The organism is Mesorhizobium sp. P2_B11, assembly GCF_056404855.1.
On record NZ_JBFUDF010000006.1, the window covers coordinates 617,385 to 636,545 of the forward strand.

Sequence of the window (19,161 nt, forward strand, 5' to 3'; positions counted from 1 at the left end):
CCTCTGTCCTGCCGGACATCTCCCCCACTTGGGGGGAGATCAGATGTCGCTTCGGCTTTCGCCAATCACCAACGTTGCAGAGCGAGCGGGACGCGAAAGCTGCTAATCTCCCTCCTTGTGGGGGAGATGTCCGGCAGGACAGAGGGGGGCGCGAAGGATCGCAACACTGTCCAGTGTATCCGAATCCTTCCTGCGGCATTTGGCACGACATCTGCGGATTTCCGCACGGCCTTTACCTGACACGCGGCTATGTTCAAGCCTTCAGGAGGCGCACCCATGAGCATCGTCGTATTCGACCCAGACAGCACCGAAGACGTCGACTTCAAAGATCGCATGCGCCACCCGGCGGCGGCTGACTCTGCCGGCGGCATGTGGCTGTCGGACACCGAGCCGTCCTTCATCGATGCCGATGCGCTGCGCAAGGGGCGGCTTGCCAAGCTGCGCGCCTGGATGCGCGAGGCGGGCTATGGCGGCGTGGTTTTGTTCGACCCTTACAACCAGCGCTACGCCACCGGCTCGCGCAACATGTTCGGCTATTTCCTGCGCAATTCGACGCGCTATTTCTTTGTCCCGACCGAAGGGCCGATCGTGCTGTTCGAATACCCGCAGAGCTACCATGTCTCGATGGTGCTCGACACGATCGACGAGGCGCGGCCTTCAAAGCTCGTCTGGTCGTCGGTGTCGGGCCGCGACGACGAGACCGCCGGCCCCTTCGCCGACGAGATCGCCGAGCTTTTGAAGAAGCATGGCGGCGGCTCGATGAAGCTCGGGCTCGACCGCTGCAGCCATTTGCAGGCGCTAGCGCTGGAAAAGCGCGGCTGCGAGGTCAGGGATTGCCAGGGCGAGATCCTGGCAGTGCGCGCGGTCAAGACATCAGAGGAGGTGAAATGCCTGCAGGTGTCGATGGCCGGCGCCGAGGCGGCCGTCTATGCCGTGCGCGAGGCGATCAAGCCCGGCGTTTCCGAAAACGAACTGTTCGCCATCATGTATGGCGAGGTCATCAGGCAAGGTGGCGAGTTCATCGAGACACGGTTGCTCACCTCGGGCCAGCGCACCAATCCGTGGTTCAACGAGGCCAGCGGCCGCAAGATCCGACCGGGCGAGCTTCTGGCGCTCGATACCGACACGATCGGCTGCTACGGCTACTATTCCGATTTCTCGCGCACATTCCGCTGCGGGCCGGGCAAGCCGACCGACTACCAGAAATCGCTCTACCGCATGGCGCACGACCAGGTTCAGCACAATATTTCGATCGTCAAGCCGGGCATGGCGTTTCGCGAGATCGCCGAAAAAGCGTGGAAAATCCCCGACCGTTTCGTCGATCAGCGCTATACCTCAGTCATGCACGGCGTCGGCATGCATGGCGAAACGCCATTCATTGCGCACGCCATGGACTACGAGACCTATGGCCGCGACGGCGTCATCGTGCCCGGCATGGTGGTCAGCGTGGAAAGCTATATCGGCGAGAAAGGCGGCCGCGAGGGTGTCAAGCTGGAGGACGAAATCCTGATCACCGACACCGGCACCGAATTGCTGTCGCGCTTTCCCTATGAGGATGAGTTTCTGGAGAAACAGGTTTGAAGCCGACGTCCCCCATCGACCTCTATGCGATATCGCAAACCTTCGGGAATAGCCGCAGCACCCATGCCTTCGTCATCCTAGGGCGAAGCAAGGAGCGCAGCGACGCGGCGCAGACCCTAGGATCCATGCCGGGACTCCCGGGCGCCGCAACGGTGCGAATTCTGGACCGCCACACTCTCCGGCCAACGTCACGGCATGGATCCTCGGGTCTCCGCGACGGAGCTTCGCTCCTGCTTCGCCCGTGGATGACGAAGGTGGGGAGGCACCGACCAGTCACCACCGCTTGTGCCAGCTTGGCGAACGGGATGGTGTCGACCGCCAACCGAGGCGCCGCATGAAAAGCCCTATCTCTATCAAACGCGGCACTGTCGCCGCCGTCTTCATCGACCTCCAGGAAGAGCATCGGCAGGACAAGCGCTACCTGGTCGAAGGCTATGGCGAGGTGCTGGCCAACGTCCAGCGCCTGCAGGCGGCGGCGCGGCGCAATTTCGTGCCGCTCTACCACTGGGCCTATATCGTCGATACCGCCAAGGCGCGGCCGTTCCATCCGCTCGATGCCGACGGCAAGTCGGCCTTTTCCGACAAGAGCGATCCGCTGACGGAAATTTGCCATGAGGTGGCGCCGGCCAATGGCGAGGCGTTGCTGATCAAGGCGGAGGCCAGCGCCTTCCGCTCGGGTCCGGCGGCGCGCGACCTCAAATCCGGCGGCATCGAATGGCTGATCATTGCCGGCGTGTGGACCGAGGCCTGCGTCGATGCCACCGTGAAGGACGCAGTGGCATCCGGCTTTCGCGTGCTGCTGGTCAAGGATGCCTGCGGCAGCGGCAGCGCCGCCATGCACCAGACCGCCATCCTCAACCTCGCCAACCGGCTCTATGGCGGCGCGGTCACCAACACAATCGACGCCTGCCGGCTGATGGCGGGCGACACCGTCAGCGTATGGCAGGTCGAGGGTTCGGTGCCGCTGCGCTTCACCTTCGAGAACGCCAGCCGGCTCTACGGCGAACTCTGAGCGGGCAAGAGACAATGGGCACGGTCCACAAGCTCAAGACAGCCAGGCGGGGAAAATACGCCACCCTGCTCGACCCGGCGCTGTGGAATTACATCGACCGCGTCAACGACTGGTTCCCGCCCGAAATCGCAGAACTGCCGATCGCCGAGCAAAGGTCGGTCTATGACGCGATGTGCCGCGCCTTCCATCAGGGTTATCCCAAGGGGGTCTCGGCGAGCGACGGCATCATTGCCGGCGATAAAGGGCACCCCATACCCACCCGCTACTATCGCATGGCGGGCAAGCCGGTGCGCGCAATCGTCGTCTACTATCATGGCGGCGGCTTTGTGCTGGGCGGGCTCGACAGTCATGACGACATCTGCGCCGAGATTTGCGCCGGCACCGGCTTCGACGTCGTCTCCGCCGACTACCGGCTGGCGCCCGAACATCCGCACCCAGCTGCCTTCGACGATGCGCTTGCCGCCTTCGAATGGGCGGCACAGACGACCAACCTGCCGATCGTGCTCGTCGGCGAAAGTGCCGGCGGCAACCTTGCGGCGACAGTTGCGCATGCGTCGCGCCGCCACCCACGCCGCGCCGTCGGCCAGGTGCTGATCTATCCCGGCCTCGGCGGCGATGAGAACGCCGGCTCCTATGTCGAGCACGCGCAGGCGCCGCTGCTGACGTTGCGCGACATCGAAACCTATCGCACCATCCGCTGCGGCCCGGAGCAATCGCGCGACGACCCGACATTTTCGCCGCTAAGCGACAGCGATTTCTCGGGCCTGCCGCCGACGGTCATCATCACTGCCCAGTGCGATCCGCTGTCATCGGACGGCGAGACCTATCGCGACCGCATCGTTGCCGCCGGCGGCCGCGCCTGGTGGTATGAGGAGCCGCGGCTGGTGCACAGTTTCTTGCGCGCCCGCAAAAGCGTTCCGCGCGCCGGCGAGGCATTCTTGTGCACGCTTGCGGCCATCGCCGCCGTCGCCGTGCTCGGCAAGAACGACTGGCCGTATTGAGCCTGCGGGTAGCTGATCTCCCCCCTCGTGGGGGAGATGGCCGGCAGGCCAGAGGGGGGCGCGAAGGATCGCGGCCTATAAGCACCCTGAACTAATGTAGCGATTGCCTGAGAGGACACCCCCAGTCGACAGAAGCGTCGGCGGGACAGCGCCCCCCTCTGTCCTGCCGGACATCTCCCCCACTTGGGGGGAGATTAGCTATCCTCCCACTGCGGAGCAGCGCACAAGAACTGCGGAAATTCGAACACTTCCCTGCGTCAGCCCGCCCTATCATCGCGCGCTCAGGCAGCGGCGCCCCGGCGGTCGCATCCGCCCCCAAGCGGAGGCGATCCGTCGGGGCGCTCAACAAAAGAGGGAACGACGATGAAATTCATGCTGACCGACAGAAGATTGCATCCGAAGGCGAAACCCGTTGCCGACGATTTCAGGAAAGGCGGGATAAACCGTCGCGAATATCTCGCCATCATGGCCGGCTTTGGCGTCAGCGCCGCCGGCGCGCTGGCGCTGGGCGGTCTCAGCGCGTCGCCCGCCTCAGCCGAGGAGCCGAAGCGCGGCGGCACCTTGCGCGTCGCCATGAACGTCAAGGGTTTCAAGGATCCGCGCACGTTCGACGGCGTGGAAATGTCCAATGTCGCGCGCCACTGCAACGAATATCTGGTGCGCTGGAACCGCGACTTCGCCTTCGAACCGTGGCTGCTCGAAAGCTGGGAAACCAGTGATGACGCCAAAGCCATCACGCTGCATGTGCGCAAGGGCATCGCCTGGTCGAACGGCGACACCTTCAACGCCGACGATGTCATCCACAATCTCAACCGCTGGTGCGATGCCGGTGTGGCCGGCAATTCGGTCGCCGCGCGCATGGGCGCGCTGGTCAATGCCGACACCAAGAAGCCGGTCGATGGCGGCATCGAGAAGGTCGATGACTTCACCGTAAAGCTCAATCTGCCGAAGCCCGATATTTCGCTGATTGCCGGCATGGCCGACTATCCGGCGCTGATCATGCACCGCTCCTATGAAGGCGGCGACGACCCGATGAAGGCGCTGGCGATCACCACCGGTCCCTGCGAACTGGTCAGCTGGAGTGCCGAGACCAGCGCCGAGGTGAAGCGCAAGGACAAGCCGTGGTGGAAGGGCGACTTCTATCTCGATGGCATCAAATGGGTCGATTATGGCTCCGACCCTAACGCCATGCTGTCGGCGTTCGAATCCGGCGAGATCGACACCGACCACGAAACCGCGTCCGACGCCGTCTCGCAGACAGAGCAGATGGGCCTGCAAAATTCCGAGATCGCCACCGGCTCGACCATCGTTGCCCGCTTCAATGTCGGCAATGCGCCCTATGACGACGTCAAGGTGCGCCGCGCAGCCCAGCTTGCCGTCGACAACTCGGCCGTGCTGACGCTTGGTCTCGGCGGTCGCGGCAAGCCGGCCGACAACCACCATGTCGGCCCGATGCACCCAGAATTCGCCGATATCGGTCCGGCCAAGCGCGACATGGACCAGGCGAAGAAACTGTTCGCCGAGGCCGGCAAGGCCGATCACGAATTCGATCTGATCTCCGTCGATGTCGAGTGGCAAAAAAGCACCGGCGATGCGATCGCCGCGCAGATGCGGGAGGCCGGCCTGAAGATCAAGCGCACCGTGCTGCCGGCAGCGACCTTCTGGAACGACTGGAGCAAATACCCCTTCTCCACCACCGAATGGCTGGGCCGGCCGCTCGGCGTCCAGGTGCTGGCGCTCGCCTATAAATCGGGCGCCGCCTGGAACGAAAGTGCTTACGCCAACAAAGAGTTCGACGAGCTTCTCGACAAGGCGCTGGCAACGCCGGATGCCGCTCAGCGCAAGGAGATCATGGCCAAGATCGAGCAGAATTTGCGCGATGCCGGCATCATCATCCAGCCCTACTGGCGCTCGGTCTACCGCACCTACCGCAAGGGCGTGCAAGGCTGCGAACAGCACCAGTCACTGGAGCAGCATTTTGAGAAGGTGTGGTTGGAGAGCTGATGCCTCCCGGGACGTTGGGCCGGCGCGGTTCGAATGAGCCGCGCCGGCCGAATGCCATTTGCCATCGCCACGAATCTCGGCACAGATTGCGCCTGACCGACTTTCGGCTCAGAGCGAATCAGGCATGGACCATTTCAACCTCGGCACCTATCGCCGCCCTATTTCCACCTCCTCGACCGAGACGCAGCGCTGGTTCGATATCGGACTGAACTGGTGCTACGGCTTCAATCACGAGGAAGGCATAAAGTGCTTCGAGAAGGCGCTGGAGACCGACCCGGATTGCGCCTTCGTGCATTGGGGCATCGCCTATGCCGCCGGGCCTTTTTACAACCTGACCTGGAAGGAGCACGGCAAGGACGAGGCCGACCGCGCGACCAAGCGCTGCTTCGACCACGTCCAGCTCGCGCGGGCAGGTTCTGCGAGCGCCAGCCCCATCGAGCAACGGCTGATCGAGGCGCTGGCCGCCCGCTTTCAAGAGCCGCATGGTGTCGAGCCCGCGGAATTCGAGCAATGGGACAATGCCTATGCTGCCGCGATGCGGCAGGTTTTTCGCGACTTCCCCGACGACCATGACGTGATGGCGCTGACCGTCGAGGCGCTGATGATGCGCACCGTGCGGCGGCTGTGGGATTTGAAGACCGGCCGGCCGGCGCCGAACTCGGACGTGCTGGAGGCGCTGGAGGTTTGCGAGCGCTCGATCCGGCTGTCGGACGAAGCCGGCACAGCACCGCATCCGGCGATCCTGCATCTGCATATCCATCTGCTCGAAATGTCGACGCAGCCGGAGCGCGGCATACGCTCGGCGAACCTGCTCGGCACCATGTGTCCCGATGCCGGCCACATGAACCACATGCCGGGGCATATCCATGTGCTGTGCGGTGACTACGAAAAGGCGAAGCTCGCCAGCGAAAAGGCGGTGCGGGCCAACGACCTCTACCTCGCCTATGCCAGTGAGACGACCTACTATCTGCTTGGCTGCTGCCACGACCTGCATCTGATGATGTTCACCTGCATGTTCCTTGGCCAGTACCAGCCGGCGCTGTGGGCGGCGGACAAGGTGCGCAGCCTGGTCACGCGCGATGTCGTCAGCATCCCCGACCGGCCGAAGCTCACCCAGACGGTCGAAGGCTATCACGCGATGAAATCGCATGTGCAGGTGCGCTTCGGCCGCTGGCAGGAGATCATCGACGAGCCGATGGTGGCGGAGCCGGAACTCTATGTGCTGACATCGGCCATGCAGCACTACGCCAAGGGCGTCGCCCATGCCACGCTCAAACAGTTTTCGGCGGCCGACCGCGAGCGCGAAACTTTCCGCAGGCATGTCGAGAGCATCCCACCGGAACGGCGCTTCCTCAGCAATCCGACGCGGGCCTCGCTGTCCGTCGGTGCCGCCCTGCTCGACGGCGAGCTCGCCTACCACCAGGGCCGCCATGACGAGGCCTATACGCATCTGCGCCACGCGGTCGAGCTCGACGACAATCTGTCCTACACCGAGCCATGGGCCTGGATGCATCCGCCCCGCCATGCGCTGGCAGCGCTGCTGCTCGACCAGGGCCATGCCGACGAGGCCGAGCAGGTCTATCGAGACGATCTCGGCTTGAGCGGCAAGGTGCAACGCTGCGCCCAGCATCCCGACAATGTCTGGTCGCTGCACGGGCTGGTGGAGTGCCTGAGACGGCGCGGCGAGAGCGTGGAACTGCCGGGTTTGCAGGCGAAGCTTACCGCCGCGCTGGCGAAGGCGGATGTGGCGATCACCTCATCGTGCCTCTGCCGGACGAGCGTGCAGTCAGGGCATAGCTGCTGTCACTGAGATGTGGCCGCCTGACCACCGTGGCGGCTTCGCCTTCAGGAGAATATCTCCGCCAGATCCTCGACGCTGCTGCCTTCCTTGATATGACGCAACTCGGTGTAGGTGGCCGTGATAACAACTGATGTCGCGACCCAGATGATTGCCGAGACAATTGCAACCGGAATGGTGATAACCATGTAGGAAGACACTGACCCGACGACGGTCATGGCAAACACAAATGCCAAAGCCAAGCCCACTTGCCTCGCTAACAAGAAGACGATGACGATCAAAAAAAGGCCGAATATCGGCCAGCGATGCCCCTTCGTTAGCACGCGGCTACGTGACATCGAAGCTCTCAGCCCAAGCCCTTCGTGTACAGCGACAGGAAGGGCAGCAGAGATTCCAAGTCCCCAGAATATACAGAGCGTAGCTAGAACGGCGAAGACAGCGACACCTTCAGAGGGAGTGAGCAACCCAGTGCGAGACACCGCATAGCTGAGGAAAAAGAATCCAAGATAAATTGCGAACCCCGTACCCACGATCGGAAGATCGTGTCGCATTGCCTGCTGGATACAACCTCCAACCGACGGGCGGTCGCCCCTGATGTCGTCTATAGCTGCCCTCGACAGTACTGCAAACCCCAAGACCTTTGGTACGAAGGACAAGAGTCCCGAAGCCAGCGCCACTCCGGCTCTGGCTAGCGTGTCCCAGCGGCCACCAAAATAAGCTTTCCCCAAAAAAGGCAGTTTTGACCAAAACCAGAACGTCCACAGATCGACCAGTATCAAAGGCAAGACGAAGAAAAGCGCGCCAACAACAAGCGAGAGGATCAGATTTCGTCCCATGAAAGACACGGCTGTGTTGATCACCTTGCCAAGCCGCAATTTCTCCGGCTCCCCCTGGGTTACCACCGCCATGGAATCTATCGCCGTTCGCTCAAGAGAAAATCTCCGCCAGGTCGTCGATGCTGGTGCCTTCCTTGACCCGCCGCAATTCGATGTACATGGCCACAGGTGCGATCGACTGCACTATGCCCGAAGCCGTGTCGGCCAGCGCATTAAGGAAGAAGCCCAGCGTTGTGTCGGACAAGGATGCGAATTGGTCCAACGCGAGGCCTATTGCGATTGAAGCGACGAGGATGACCAGCCAGAACGCCATCAAAGGCCAGAGGCTGCCTTTGGCAAGGTCGCGGCTGCGCCTCATGGCGGCGAATACACCCAGTCTCTCCTGGACCAGAACCGGTATTGCGACCGACCAGCGAGCCAGCAAGAACAGCCCTGGAACGATCAGGAATATGAGACCTATCCAAACGCCCAGCGCGACCAGCAACGAAATGACGATTGTCGGCAAAAGGACCGCGAAAGCTGTCTTGATGCAGTCCCGGAACGAAGGCCGTTTGCCGTTCAAATCCTCGATGGTTGCCCGCGTCAATGCCGCCTGAAGGATGGCGCCGAGAACAATATTGCCAAACAGTTCGATGACAGTGATCGTGATCCGTTGCGCCGAAAATTCCGGGGTGCCCGATGCGACCGCGGTCATGGTTTTCCAGTACCAGAGCGACAGCCCGAATCTCGGCAATGCATAAATGATCAATGCCAGCCCGATGCAAAGCATCGGATTGCGCCGGATGACGGCGAACGTGTCGCCGAGAACGCTGCCGAGGCGGAATTTGTCTGCAAGCACCATGGAAGCGCTAAGTCCTTATCCGCTTGTGGCCGACGCCCGGCAGAGCGAGGGAACAGCCCGCCGCGCCGAAATCGCGAACCGTCGCGATCCGTCCGAAGATGCAATGTCGCGATTTTACGAGAATATCTCCGCCAGTTCGTCGACGCTGGTGCCTTCCTTGACCTGGCGCAGTTCGACATAGGCGACGGCAATCGTCACCGACAGCACCGTTGAAAAGATCGTCGACACCAGACTGCTGCCAATCGCTCCGACCAGCACCCCGACACCGGTGATGCCGCCGGTGGTGGCGATAGCCAGTCCAAAAAACACAGAGAACACCGCCTGGATGAGCATCGCCGCCACGCCAATGATCAGCAACAGCCAGAATATCGACCAGCGGCTGCCCTTGGTCAGGGCTCGGCTGCGCGATATCGAGCCGAATACGCCAAGCCTCTCCTGAACCGCAATGGGCACGGAAACCGATACGGAAATCAGCCACATGAAAGCGGGGATCAACGCCAGGCCGAGCCCGATCAGCCACCCGAGAAGGGGAATGGCCCAGGTCATGAAAACCATCACAAAAACACCCACCACCAGGACGAGGATGACCAGGATGCCTATGCCGAGTGTGGGGAAGAAGCTGCGCAATGCACTCTGGATGCAGTCGCCGATGACGGGCCGCTTGCCGTTCAAATCCTCGATTGCCGCTCTCACCAGTGCAGCCTGCACCAGCAAGGCCAGCCCAAAGATGATCAGAGAAGCGACGAGCGATAGGGCCGAGTAGTCTTCCATGGCTGACGTTTCGAAAGCGGCGGCGTTGCCGGCGCCGCCAGCGCCGACCATCGTGGCAACCCGGGACAGGTTCCAGAGATTGTACAACAGTGCGGGCAGGGTCGAAAAAAGTCCGACAACCACAGCAAGGAAACCGAGATTGCGGCCGATGACCCCAAAGCTGTTGCTGAAAACCCTGCCGATGCGGAATTTTTCCGGTCGTTGCTGCGCCAGTGACGTCATTGTGTCCCCCTGCCCTGGCACATGCCTTGGCCCGGGAGGGCCAAGGCCGCGCGAATCTTCCGGCTTACGAGAATATCTCCGCCAGTTCGTCGACGCTGGTGCCTTCCTTGACCTGGCGCAGCTCGACATAGCTGACCGCGGCGGCGACCGACAGCAGCATCGACGTCACGCTCTGCACCAGCCCGGCCACGATGGCCGCGACGATGCCGTGAAACAGGTAGACAACCACGCCTACCGCCCCCTGAATGACCATGGCGATGATGATCAGGACCAGGAACAGTCCGAACAGCGACCAGCGGCTGCCCTTGGTCAGCGTGCGGCTGCGCGACATTGAGCCGAACACGCCGAGCCGTTCCTGGATCAGAACCGGCACCGAAACCGACCAGCCGAGCCAAAGGATCACGCCGGGCACGATCAGCGCGATCATGGCCAGGCCGGATGCAAGCGAGACAAGGAAGCCTATGGCCAGCGTGGGCAGCAGGAAGCGAATGGCGATCTGAAGGCAGTCGCCAATATTCGGCCGCTTGCCATTAAGATCCTCGATGGAGGCGCGAACAAGTGCCGACTGAAGCAGCAGTCCGAAAATGGCGCTTACGAAAAAGGCGACAAACGTGACCCAGGAATTGCGCAGCGCGAAGGTGGGATCGGCCGCGGCGCCAGGATCGGCCTGCAGCAGCGCTTCCATGCGCGAGTTGGTCCACAGCTGGATCAAGATGGTCGGCAGGCCTGCGAACAGAAAAGCCAGTCCGACGCAAAGCACGACATTTCGGCCGATGACGGCGAAGCTGTTATTGAAGACCCTGCCGATCTGAAATTTCTCAGGCCGTGCAAATGTTGCCGAAGTCATGATGCGCCCCCTGTTTCACCGCCGAATATTGTCCGGCGACCGCAGTAGTAAATTTGCCAAGATTGGCGAGCGGCGTCTAGCCCACTTGCAAATGTTGCGCTGCATTGTCAGTGTCGGCCCGCGAACCGCGGGTTGCATGGGGGCGAAAAGGTGACTGCTGCACAGCCGGATGCTGCGCAAGCCGAATGGCTGGCCAAGCTGCACAAGCAGTTGCTGTCGGACGATTCGATCCAGTTCGACCTGCCGGCCTTTAAGCAACCCGAACCGCCCGAGTGGCTGAAGCCGTTCGGCGAGTTCCTGAACTGGCTTGGCCCCTACATGATCTACCTGTTCTGGGGCGCGGTGATCACAGGTGCCGCGATCATCCTGCTGCTGATTTTCCTTGAGGTGCAAGGCGTTGCCTGGCGCCTGCCCTGGCGGCGCAAGAAGAGCGTGGCCGAGGCGGAAGCGACATGGCGTCCCGACGTCGGTGCGGCGCAGATCCTGTTGTCGGAAGCCGATGCGCTGGCTGCCCGCGGCGAGTATGACGAGGCGGTGCATCTCCTGCTTCGCCGCAGCGTCGCCGATATCGCCGGGCGCCTGCCCGACTTCCTGCGCCCGTCGCTGACCGCGCGCGACATCGCCAGCGCGGCGTCGATCCCGACCCGAGCGCGCAGCGCCTTCACCCAGATCGCGCGCATCGTCGAGGCGGCGCTGTTCGCGCGCCGGCCGGTCGGCCCCGAGGGCTGGCAGGAGGCGCGCGGCGCCTATGAGCGATTCGTCTTCAGGGATGCCTGGGTGTGAGTGCTTCGACCGCCGACATCGCCCAGCAGGAACCGTTCAGCCGAAGGACGCTGTTCTGGGGGATTTTTGCCAGCCTGCTCGCGGCGGCGGGCTTCTTCCTGCTGTCCACCTATGCCCCCGACTTCCGCCAGCCGCATGTCGGCGGCGCGACGCCGCTGTCGAAGAGCGGCATCGGCTATGCCGGCCTGGCGGAATGGCTGGAGYTGACCGGCGAAGCCCCCGATATGGCGCGGTCCGACAGCGATCTCGAGACCGAAATGCTGCTCATCGTCACCATTTCGCCCGACAGCGACCCGGATGCGCTCGCCAACATCATCAAGCTTCGCAAGGGCATGGATACGCTGTTCGTGCTGCCCAAATGGGCGACGCTGCCGCTGTTCCAGCACGAGGGCTGGGAGATGAAGATCGAGCGGCTCCCAGACGTCGTGGTGAACGATTGGCTCGGCCGCATCGCCAAGGCCAAGGTCGGCGGGGGCGAGGTCACGGTCAAACAAATCGACGTCGCTGGGCAGACGGTCAACGTTCCCGACCAGTTGCAGTGGGTGGCCGACGAACACCCGCTGATTGCCGCCGGAAATGGCAAGGCGGTGCTGACCGAGGTGGAAGACGAGCGGTTCTACATCCTGACCGACCCCGACCTGATCAACAATGCGGCGCTCAAGGATCCCGACAAGGCAGCGGCGGCACTGAAGCTGATCGAGTTCCTGCAGCCCGAAGAGGGTCCCGTCATGTTCGACCTGACGCTGCATGGCGTGGGACGAAAATACGATCTCGCCAAGCTTCTGGTCGAGCCGCCATTCCTGGCGCTGACACTGACAATCCTGGCGGCGGCGGCGCTGGCGTTCCTGCATGGCCTTGGCCGGTTCGGGCCGCCGCGGGCCGATCAGCGCGCCATCGCCTTCGGCAAGCGCGCGCTGGTCGACACTACGGCGATGCTGTTGCGCCGCGCCGGCCGGCTCGAGGAACTGGGCGACCGCTACGGCGCGCTGGCGCGGGTGCGCGCCGGCGCGCTGCTCGGCGCGCCGCATGGTTTGCAGGGCGAAGCGCTCGACCGCTGGCTCGATTCCCGCGATAAGGACGAGGCCGGCGGATTCACGACCCGCCTGCAGGCCGCCGACGCGGCAAAGACCCTGACACAAATGCATGCGGCAGCCGAAAAGCTGCACGACTGGACGGCAAGGAGGCTCGGTGAACGTCGATGATGTGAAGGCCCTGGCGACACAGATCAGGGAAGAGGTGGCCAAGGCCATCACCGGGCAACACGATACGGTCGATCTGATGCTGACGGCATTGTTCGCCGGCGGGCATATATTGCTCGAGGGACCACCGGGCACGGCCAAGACGATGACGGCGCGCTGCTTCGCCCAGGCGCTGGGCGTCGCCTATGGCCGCATCCAGTTCACGCCAGACCTGATGCCCGGCGACATCGTCGGCTCCAACATCTACAATTTCCAGACCGGGCAATTCACGCTGACGCACGGTCCGATCTTCTGCGACCTGCTGCTGGCAGACGAAATCAACCGCACACCACCCAAGACCCAGGCCGCCCTCCTTGAGGCGATGCAGGAGCATGCCGTCACCTTCGACGGCACCACCCATTCGCTTGGCCAGAACTTTATGGTTGTGGCGACGCAGAACCCGATCGAACACCAGGGCGTCTATCCCCTGCCCGAGGCCCAGCTCGACCGCTTCCTGTTCAAGCACCGGGTGAGCTACCCCGACGCGCAAGAGGAAAAGGCGATCATCATCCACCATGGCGGCGGCACCGCCTCGCACGATATCAAGCAATACGGCATCACCGCCCAGGCCGACCGCAAGACGCTGGAAAAGGCGTTGGCGACGGTCGGCGAGGTCACGCTTGTCGACGATGTCGTCGACTATATCGCAAGGCTGGTGCGGGCCACGCGCGCCAGCCCGGACCTCGAGGTTGGCGCCAGCCCGCGCGCGGGCGCCATGCTGGCGAGGGCCGCGCGCGCCCGGGCAGCACTCGACGGGCGCGCCTATGTCATCCCCGACGACGTCAAGGCGCTTGCGGTGCCGGCGCTGCGCCACCGGGTGATCCTGTCACCGGCGGCGCAGATCGACGGCCGCCTGGTCGAGCAGATCGTCACCGACCTTGTCGACCAGACGGAAGCGCCACGTTGATCTATCCAAGCGGCCGGGCAGTCTGGGCAGGTGCGGCAGGGGCAATACCGGCCTTCCTGATCGCGCTCGCGCTGCCGTCGCTGTGGTATCTCGGCCTGCTGTGGATCTGCGTGCTGCTGGCTTTCCTGGCTGTGGACGCGGCCGCCGGGCGCGGGCGCGCTTCTCTGAACGCCACCATCCATGCCCCGCCGCAGGTCAGCGTCGGCGGCCAGTTTACCGTCAATGTCACCGCCAGGCTCAGCGGACGCCCGCGCGCGGTGCAGGCGCGTCTCGGCCATGATGAGCGGCTGGCGCCGCTGGGCGGCACCGGCGGCGCTTTGGCTGCCGAGGCCGGCAGCGCATCGCTCGACCTCAAATTTCAGGCGCTGCGGCGCGGCATGGCCAGGTTCGACCGCTTGTGGGTGCGCTGGCGCGGGCCGTTCGGGCTGGTCTGGAACCAGGTCGTGCTGCCGATGGACAGCAAGGTCGCGGTGCTGCCCAATGTCAGCAGCGCCCGCGACGAGGCGATCACGCTTCTGCAGCGCCAGGCGCTGCCCGACGGCCATGCGCAGCGCCGTGCCGGCCAGGGCCGCGAATTCGAGGCGCTGAAGGACTACCAGCCCGGCATGGGCCGGCGCATGATCGACTGGAAGCGCAGCGCCCGCCACGGCAGGCTTCTGGCGCGCGAGTTCCGCATCGAGGAGAACAACAACATCGTGCTGGCCATCGATAGCGGCCGGCTGATGTGCGAGCCCGTCGATGGTGTGCCGAAGGTCGACCGCGCCGTCACCGCTGCACTGCTGTCGGCCTTCATTGCGCTGAAGGGCGGCGACATGGTCAGCCTGTTCGGCTTCGATGCGCGGCCGCGCGTTTCCAGCGGCGCCGTGCGCGGCTCGGCCAGCTTCGCCATGATCCAGAAGCGGGCGGCCGAGATCGACTATTCGACCGAAGAGACCAATTTCACCCTGGCGCTGACGACGCTTGCGGCGCGGCTCGACCGGCGCTCGCTGGTGATCATCTTCACCGACTTCGTCGATCCGATCAGCGCCGAACTGATGCTGCGCACGGTCGGGCGGCTCACCGAACGGCATCTGGTGCTGTTCATGATGATGAAGGATGTCGAGCTGGAGACGCTGGCCGACATGCCGCCGGACACGCCGGAGGACGTTGCGCGCTCGGTCGTCGCCGGCGGGCTGCTGCGCGAAAGGCAGGTCGTCATCGGGCGGCTGCGGCTGCTCGGCGCCCATGTCATCGAAGCCTACCACCAGAGGCTGGGGCCGGCGCTGGTCGAGCGCTATCTCGAGCTCAAGCGGGAGGATCTGTTGTGAACGCGCTGGTCGGCAAGGACGCCGTGCGCCAGTCGCTGGCGAGCTTCCGTTCGGAGCGCGAGGCCGACTGGAAGGCGTTCGAGGCGCTGCTCGCCCGGGTCGAGAAACGGGCGCCGCGCACGCTCTCGGAAGACGAGTTGCTGTCGCTGCCCCTGCTCTACCGCTCGGCGCTGTCCTCGCTCTCGGTGGCGCGGGCGACCTCGCTCGACAATGCGCTGGTCGGCTATCTCGAAGCGCTATGCCTGCGCGGCTATTTCTATCTCTATGGCGCACGCCGCAGCTTGCGCCAGCGCATCGGCGATTTCTTCCTGCATGACTGGCCGAACGCCATCCGCGATTTGTGGCGCGAAACGGTGCTGTCGGTCGTCCTGACCTTCGTCGGCTTCGGCGCCGGCTACTGGCTGGTGACGAAAGACAAGGGCTGGTACGACGCCATCATTCCGCCGAGCCTCGCCGGCGGGCGCAACCCGGACGCATCGGCCGAAGTGCTGCGGCAGGTGCTCTACGATGGCGCCGACAGCAACTTCCTGTCGGGCTTCGCAGCCTTTCTGTTCACACACAATGTCCAGGTGGCGATCCTGGCCTTCGCGCTCGGCTTTGCCTTCGCGGTGCCGAGCGTGCTCCTGATCCTGATGAATGGCTGCCTGCTCGGCGCGATGTTCCAGATCTACGTCGCCAAGGGGCTCGGGCTGGAGCTCGGCGGATGGCTGTCCATCCACGGCACCACCGAGATGTTCGCGATCGCGCTTGCCGGCGCTGCCGGCATGCGCATCGGCACGCGCATCGCCTTCCCCGGCGAATTGACCCGGATGACGGCGGCGGCCGATGCCGGGCGCGTGGCGGCCACCACGATGGTCGGGGTGACGATCATGCTTTTGTGTGCCGGCCTGCTCGAAGGCATCGGCAGGCAGGTCATCACCAGCGACGGTACACGCTACGCCATTGGCGGTGGCATGCTGACGCTATGGCTTTGCTATTTCTATTTGTTCAGGGTGGTTCGCCGTGGCGACCGCTAGGCGCGCTGCCGTCTCGACGATACGGCCGCTGATCACGCCGGAAGGCGTCGATCTCCGGATCAAGCTCGCCGATGCCGGCACCCGCGCCGCCGCCTTCCTGCTCGACTTCGTGATCATCATCGTCACCGCCATCGTGATCACGGTCGTCGCGCTATTCGGGCTGGCCGGCCTCCAGGGCGAAGGGGCGCAGCCGCTGTTCATCGTCTGGATCATCCTGATCTTCTTCCTGCGCAACGCCTATTTCATCGTCTTCGAGGCCGGCCGCCGTGCCGCCACGCCCGGCAAGCGGATGCTCGGCATCCGAGTGGCGTCGCGCAGCGGCGCCGGCCTGTCGGTCGACCAGGTCATCGCCCGCAATCTGATGCGCGAGATCGAGATCTTCCTGCCGCTGTCGATCATTCTCGGCCGCAGCGAGATGGGGCTCGCCGACACGCTGTCGACGATCTTCGGACTGGTCTGGACGCTCCTGTTTGCGCTCTTCCCGCTGTTCAACCGCGACCGCATGCGCATCGGCGACCTGCTGGCCGGAACCTGGGTGGTCGAAGCGCCGAAACTGGCGCTGGTCGAGGACCTGTCGCAACGGCAAAACACCACCGCCCGCGCCTTCCGCTTCACCCAGGCCCAGCTCGACGCCTATGGCATCGCTGAGCTGCACAAGCTGGAAGAGGTGCTGCGCCGCGACGACTATTTCGCGCTGAAAGCCGTGGCCGAGACGATCGGGCGCAAGATCGGCATGACGATCGAGCCGGTCGATTCCAGGGCCTTCCTCACTGCTTATTACGGCGAGCTGCGGGCACAGCTCGAACGCAAGCTTCTGCTGGGCACCCGCAAGGCGGACAAGTATCAGCGGTAGAAATGATGGGGATCATATAAGCGCGTGGTAGCAATCATGGAACGCCAGCGCCGCCCCTCATCCGCCTGCCGGCACCTTCTCCCCGTATAGAGACGGGGAGAAGAAGGCTGGCTGCAACGCGGCGCTTATTCTGCAACGCTGGGTATTGGCGAAACCATCCGCGATAGCATCTTTCTCCCCGTCACTATACGGGGAGAAATGTCCGGCAGGACAATGAGGGGCAGCACCAGCCGATGAAATGGGGTACCTCTCGCTACCCCACCCACTTCTCATAGTCGGACACCAGCAGATGCACCGGCGCGACGTCCTCGTCGATGTTGGAGAAGCGGCCGATCGGTTCGCGGAAGACATTGTCGGTGAGGTCGTCATTGACGGTCGAGACCTCGCCGATCAGCACGTCCTTGCCCTCGGCCCAGAAGGCGTGCCAGACGCCGGGCATCAGGGTCACGCTCTGGCCCGGGTCGAGCTTCAAGAGCCCGCCCGCCGGCAGCCTGTGGATGGTGCCGTCGACCGGCACCGACACCTCAGCCTTGGGATCGATGCCGCCGTCGCGATCGTGCATGAACAGTTCGAGCACCAGCTTGCCGCCGCCGCGGTTGATGATGTCCTCGGCCTTGATGTTGTGGCGATGCATCGGCGACAGCTGGTCCTTGCGCGAGATCATGATCTTCTCGGCATAGAGCATGCCCATGCCCTTCTTCATGTCGGCATAGACGCCGTTGCGCACGGTGAACAGGAACAGGCCGAGTTCGTCGAATTTCTCCTGGCCGTAATCGGTGATGTCCCAGCCGAGCCGCGAGGTGAAAATAGCCGAGGAATCGACCTTGCGCGCCTTCATCTCCTCCGGTGACCAGTAGGCGAAAGGCGGCATGATGTAGCCGAACGAGCGGATGAAGGCGTCGGCATCGCGAATGATGTCGTTGACGGTGGAGCGTTTCATGGTCGTGATCCCTTGGCGTCGCGTTCCTGCCTAAAGCGCATAGCCGAACAGCGTTGCGGTGTCGACGCAAACTGCACGCTGGCCCCATGACATCCGGTCCGATCGGGGCCATAAGTCCAGCCAAATTTCCCAAGGTGACATTCATGCAAGGCATAGACGACCTCGATACGCCGGCGATCCTGATCGATGCGGCCCGCGCCGAAGCCAACATCCTCAAAGCGCAGGCGCATGCCGACCGCCACGGGTTAAAACTCAGACCGCATATCAAGACGCACAAGCTGCCGTACTGGGCGAAGAAACAGGTGGCGGCTGGTGCTGTCGGAATCACCTGCCAGAAGATCGGCGAAGCCGAAGTGATGGCCGATGCCGGGCTCTCCGACATTTTTCTACCCTACAACATTCTTGGCCGCGCCAAGCTGGAGCGCCTCAAGGCGCTGCACGGCCGCGTCACCCTGTCGGTGACGGCCGACAGCCACGAGACGCTGGAGGGGCTCGCCGCTACTTTCACCGATGCCGGCCATCCCCTGCCCGTTCTGGTCGAGTGCGACACCGGCATGGGCCGTTGCGGTGTGCAGAGCGTCGCCGAGGCTTTGGCGCTGGCAAAAGTAATCGATCAGGCCAAGGGGCTCACCTTCGGCGGGCTGATGACCTACCCCGCGGCAGGCCGCGCCGCCGAGGCCGAATCCTGGCTGGCCGGCGCCAAGCACACGCTTGCCGCGTCGGGTCTCGCCTGTGAACGCATCTCCAGCGGCGGCACACCGGACATGTGGCGCTCCGGCGAGGACAGCGTCGTTACCGAATACCGCCCCGGCACCTACATCTATCTCGACCGCTACCAGGTCGCCAAAGGCGTCGGCACGCTCGACGATTGCGCGCTGACGGTGCTCGCAACCGTGGTGAGCCACCCGACGCCGGCCCGCGCCATTCTGGACAGCGGCAGCAAGGCGCTGTCCAGCGACACGCTGGGATTGCCCGAGTTTGGCGAGTTGCTCGGTATGCCCGGCGCCCGCGTCACCGGCTTGAGCGAAGAGCACGGCACGGTGACACTGTCGGACGGCGCGAGCCTGCGCATCGGCGAGCGCGTGCGCGTGGTGCCGGATCATTGCTGTGTGGTGACGAACCTGTTCGACCAGGTGCATCTGATCGATGGCGACAAGGTGTTGGAGACGCTGCCGGTGGTAGCGCGCGGGCGGATGGGGTGAGG

General features: G+C 63.7%; 17 protein-coding genes. 12 read left to right on the top strand and 5 right to left on the bottom strand.

Translation table 11 applies throughout. From position 1 onward, the window contains the following. The first annotated feature begins 276 nt into the window (after positions 1-276). The 5 genes from AC1DYJ_RS22520 to AC1DYJ_RS22540 all read left to right on the top strand — a co-directional run bounded on the left by AC1DYJ_RS22520 (position 277) and on the right by AC1DYJ_RS22540 (position 7,408). Entirely contained in the window at positions 277-1,581 is a 1,305-nt protein-coding gene (locus tag AC1DYJ_RS22520) for a M24 family metallopeptidase (protein WP_477282528.1), read from the top strand. A gap of 334 nt (positions 1,582-1,915) precedes the next feature. Next, a complete protein-coding gene (locus AC1DYJ_RS22525) occupies positions 1,916-2,593 on the top strand; it encodes an isochorismatase family protein (RefSeq protein ID WP_477426256.1) in 678 nt (225 codons plus the stop codon). Between the two features lie 14 nt (positions 2,594-2,607). Then, on the top strand, positions 2,608-3,594 hold the full coding sequence (locus AC1DYJ_RS22530) for an alpha/beta hydrolase (protein WP_477282525.1): 987 nt from the start codon (positions 2,608-2,610) through the stop codon (positions 3,592-3,594). 363 nt (positions 3,595-3,957) lie between these two features. After that, positions 3,958-5,598, top strand: a complete 1,641-nt coding sequence (locus AC1DYJ_RS22535) for an ABC transporter substrate-binding protein (protein ID WP_477282523.1) — start codon at positions 3,958-3,960, stop codon at positions 5,596-5,598. Between the two features lie 124 nt (positions 5,599-5,722). Beyond that, the gene (locus AC1DYJ_RS22540) at positions 5,723-7,408 is read left to right on the top strand and encodes a tetratricopeptide repeat protein (protein WP_477282521.1); all 1,686 of its coding nucleotides are present in this window, start codon (positions 5,723-5,725) and stop codon (positions 7,406-7,408) included. 35 nt (positions 7,409-7,443) lie between these two features. Here the strand turns inward: AC1DYJ_RS22540 and AC1DYJ_RS22545 are convergent, their stop codons facing one another. The 4 genes from AC1DYJ_RS22545 to AC1DYJ_RS22560 all read right to left on the bottom strand — a co-directional run bounded on the left by AC1DYJ_RS22545 (position 7,444) and on the right by AC1DYJ_RS22560 (position 10,913). Beyond that, a complete protein-coding gene (locus AC1DYJ_RS22545) occupies positions 7,444-8,304 on the bottom strand; it encodes a hypothetical protein (protein ID WP_477282519.1) in 861 nt (286 codons plus the stop codon). A gap of 19 nt (positions 8,305-8,323) precedes the next feature. Beyond that, positions 8,324-9,073 (bottom strand): YciC family protein, encoded by a 750-nt coding sequence (locus AC1DYJ_RS22550; protein WP_477282517.1) that lies wholly within the window; start codon positions 9,071-9,073, stop codon positions 8,324-8,326. Between the two features lie 114 nt (positions 9,074-9,187). Next, positions 9,188-10,066: a hypothetical protein gene (locus AC1DYJ_RS22555; RefSeq protein WP_477282515.1), complete on the bottom strand. Its 879-nt coding sequence runs from the start codon at positions 10,064-10,066 to the stop codon at positions 9,188-9,190. Positions 10,067-10,130: 64 nt separating this feature from the next. Then, entirely contained in the window at positions 10,131-10,913 is a 783-nt protein-coding gene (locus AC1DYJ_RS22560; protein ID WP_477282513.1) for a YciC family protein, read from the bottom strand. Positions 10,914-11,063: 150 nt separating this feature from the next. On the opposite strand from AC1DYJ_RS22560, the gene AC1DYJ_RS22565 reads away from it, so the two are divergent. The 6 genes from AC1DYJ_RS22565 to AC1DYJ_RS22590 are packed head-to-tail and all read left to right on the top strand — an operon-like array spanning position 11,064 to position 17,017. Beyond that, on the top strand, positions 11,064-11,696 hold the full coding sequence (locus tag AC1DYJ_RS22565) for a DUF4129 domain-containing protein (protein WP_477282511.1): 633 nt from the start codon (positions 11,064-11,066) through the stop codon (positions 11,694-11,696). Continuing rightward, positions 11,693-12,898, top strand: a complete 1,206-nt coding sequence (locus AC1DYJ_RS22570; RefSeq protein ID WP_477282509.1) for a DUF4350 domain-containing protein — start codon at positions 11,693-11,695, stop codon at positions 12,896-12,898. Before AC1DYJ_RS22565 ends, AC1DYJ_RS22570 begins: the two co-directional genes overlap by 4 nt. Further along, positions 12,885-13,841 (top strand): AAA family ATPase, encoded by a 957-nt coding sequence (locus AC1DYJ_RS22575; protein WP_112563586.1) that lies wholly within the window; start codon positions 12,885-12,887, stop codon positions 13,839-13,841. The genes AC1DYJ_RS22570 and AC1DYJ_RS22575 overlap by 14 nt, the downstream gene beginning before the upstream one ends. Beyond that, entirely contained in the window at positions 13,838-15,148 is a 1,311-nt protein-coding gene (locus AC1DYJ_RS22580; protein ID WP_477282507.1) for a DUF58 domain-containing protein, read from the top strand. Before AC1DYJ_RS22575 ends, AC1DYJ_RS22580 begins: the two co-directional genes overlap by 4 nt. Then, entirely contained in the window at positions 15,145-16,164 is a 1,020-nt protein-coding gene (locus tag AC1DYJ_RS22585; protein ID WP_477282505.1) for a stage II sporulation protein M, read from the top strand. Before AC1DYJ_RS22580 ends, AC1DYJ_RS22585 begins: the two co-directional genes overlap by 4 nt. Next, entirely contained in the window at positions 16,151-17,017 is an 867-nt protein-coding gene (locus tag AC1DYJ_RS22590; RefSeq protein ID WP_477282503.1) for an RDD family protein, read from the top strand. Before AC1DYJ_RS22585 ends, AC1DYJ_RS22590 begins: the two co-directional genes overlap by 14 nt. 253 nt (positions 17,018-17,270) lie before the next feature. Here AC1DYJ_RS22590 and AC1DYJ_RS22595 read toward each other — a convergent pair whose 3' ends face one another. Then, complete coding sequence (locus AC1DYJ_RS22595; RefSeq protein WP_477282501.1) at positions 17,271-17,957, bottom strand: D-lyxose/D-mannose family sugar isomerase; 687 nt, start codon at positions 17,955-17,957, stop codon at positions 17,271-17,273. Between the two features lie 143 nt (positions 17,958-18,100). Here AC1DYJ_RS22595 and AC1DYJ_RS22600 point away from each other — a divergent pair, with 143 nt between their 5' ends. After that, positions 18,101-19,159 (top strand): D-TA family PLP-dependent enzyme, encoded by a 1,059-nt coding sequence (locus AC1DYJ_RS22600; RefSeq protein WP_477282500.1) that lies wholly within the window; start codon positions 18,101-18,103, stop codon positions 19,157-19,159. Positions 19,160-19,161 lie beyond the last annotated feature (2 nt).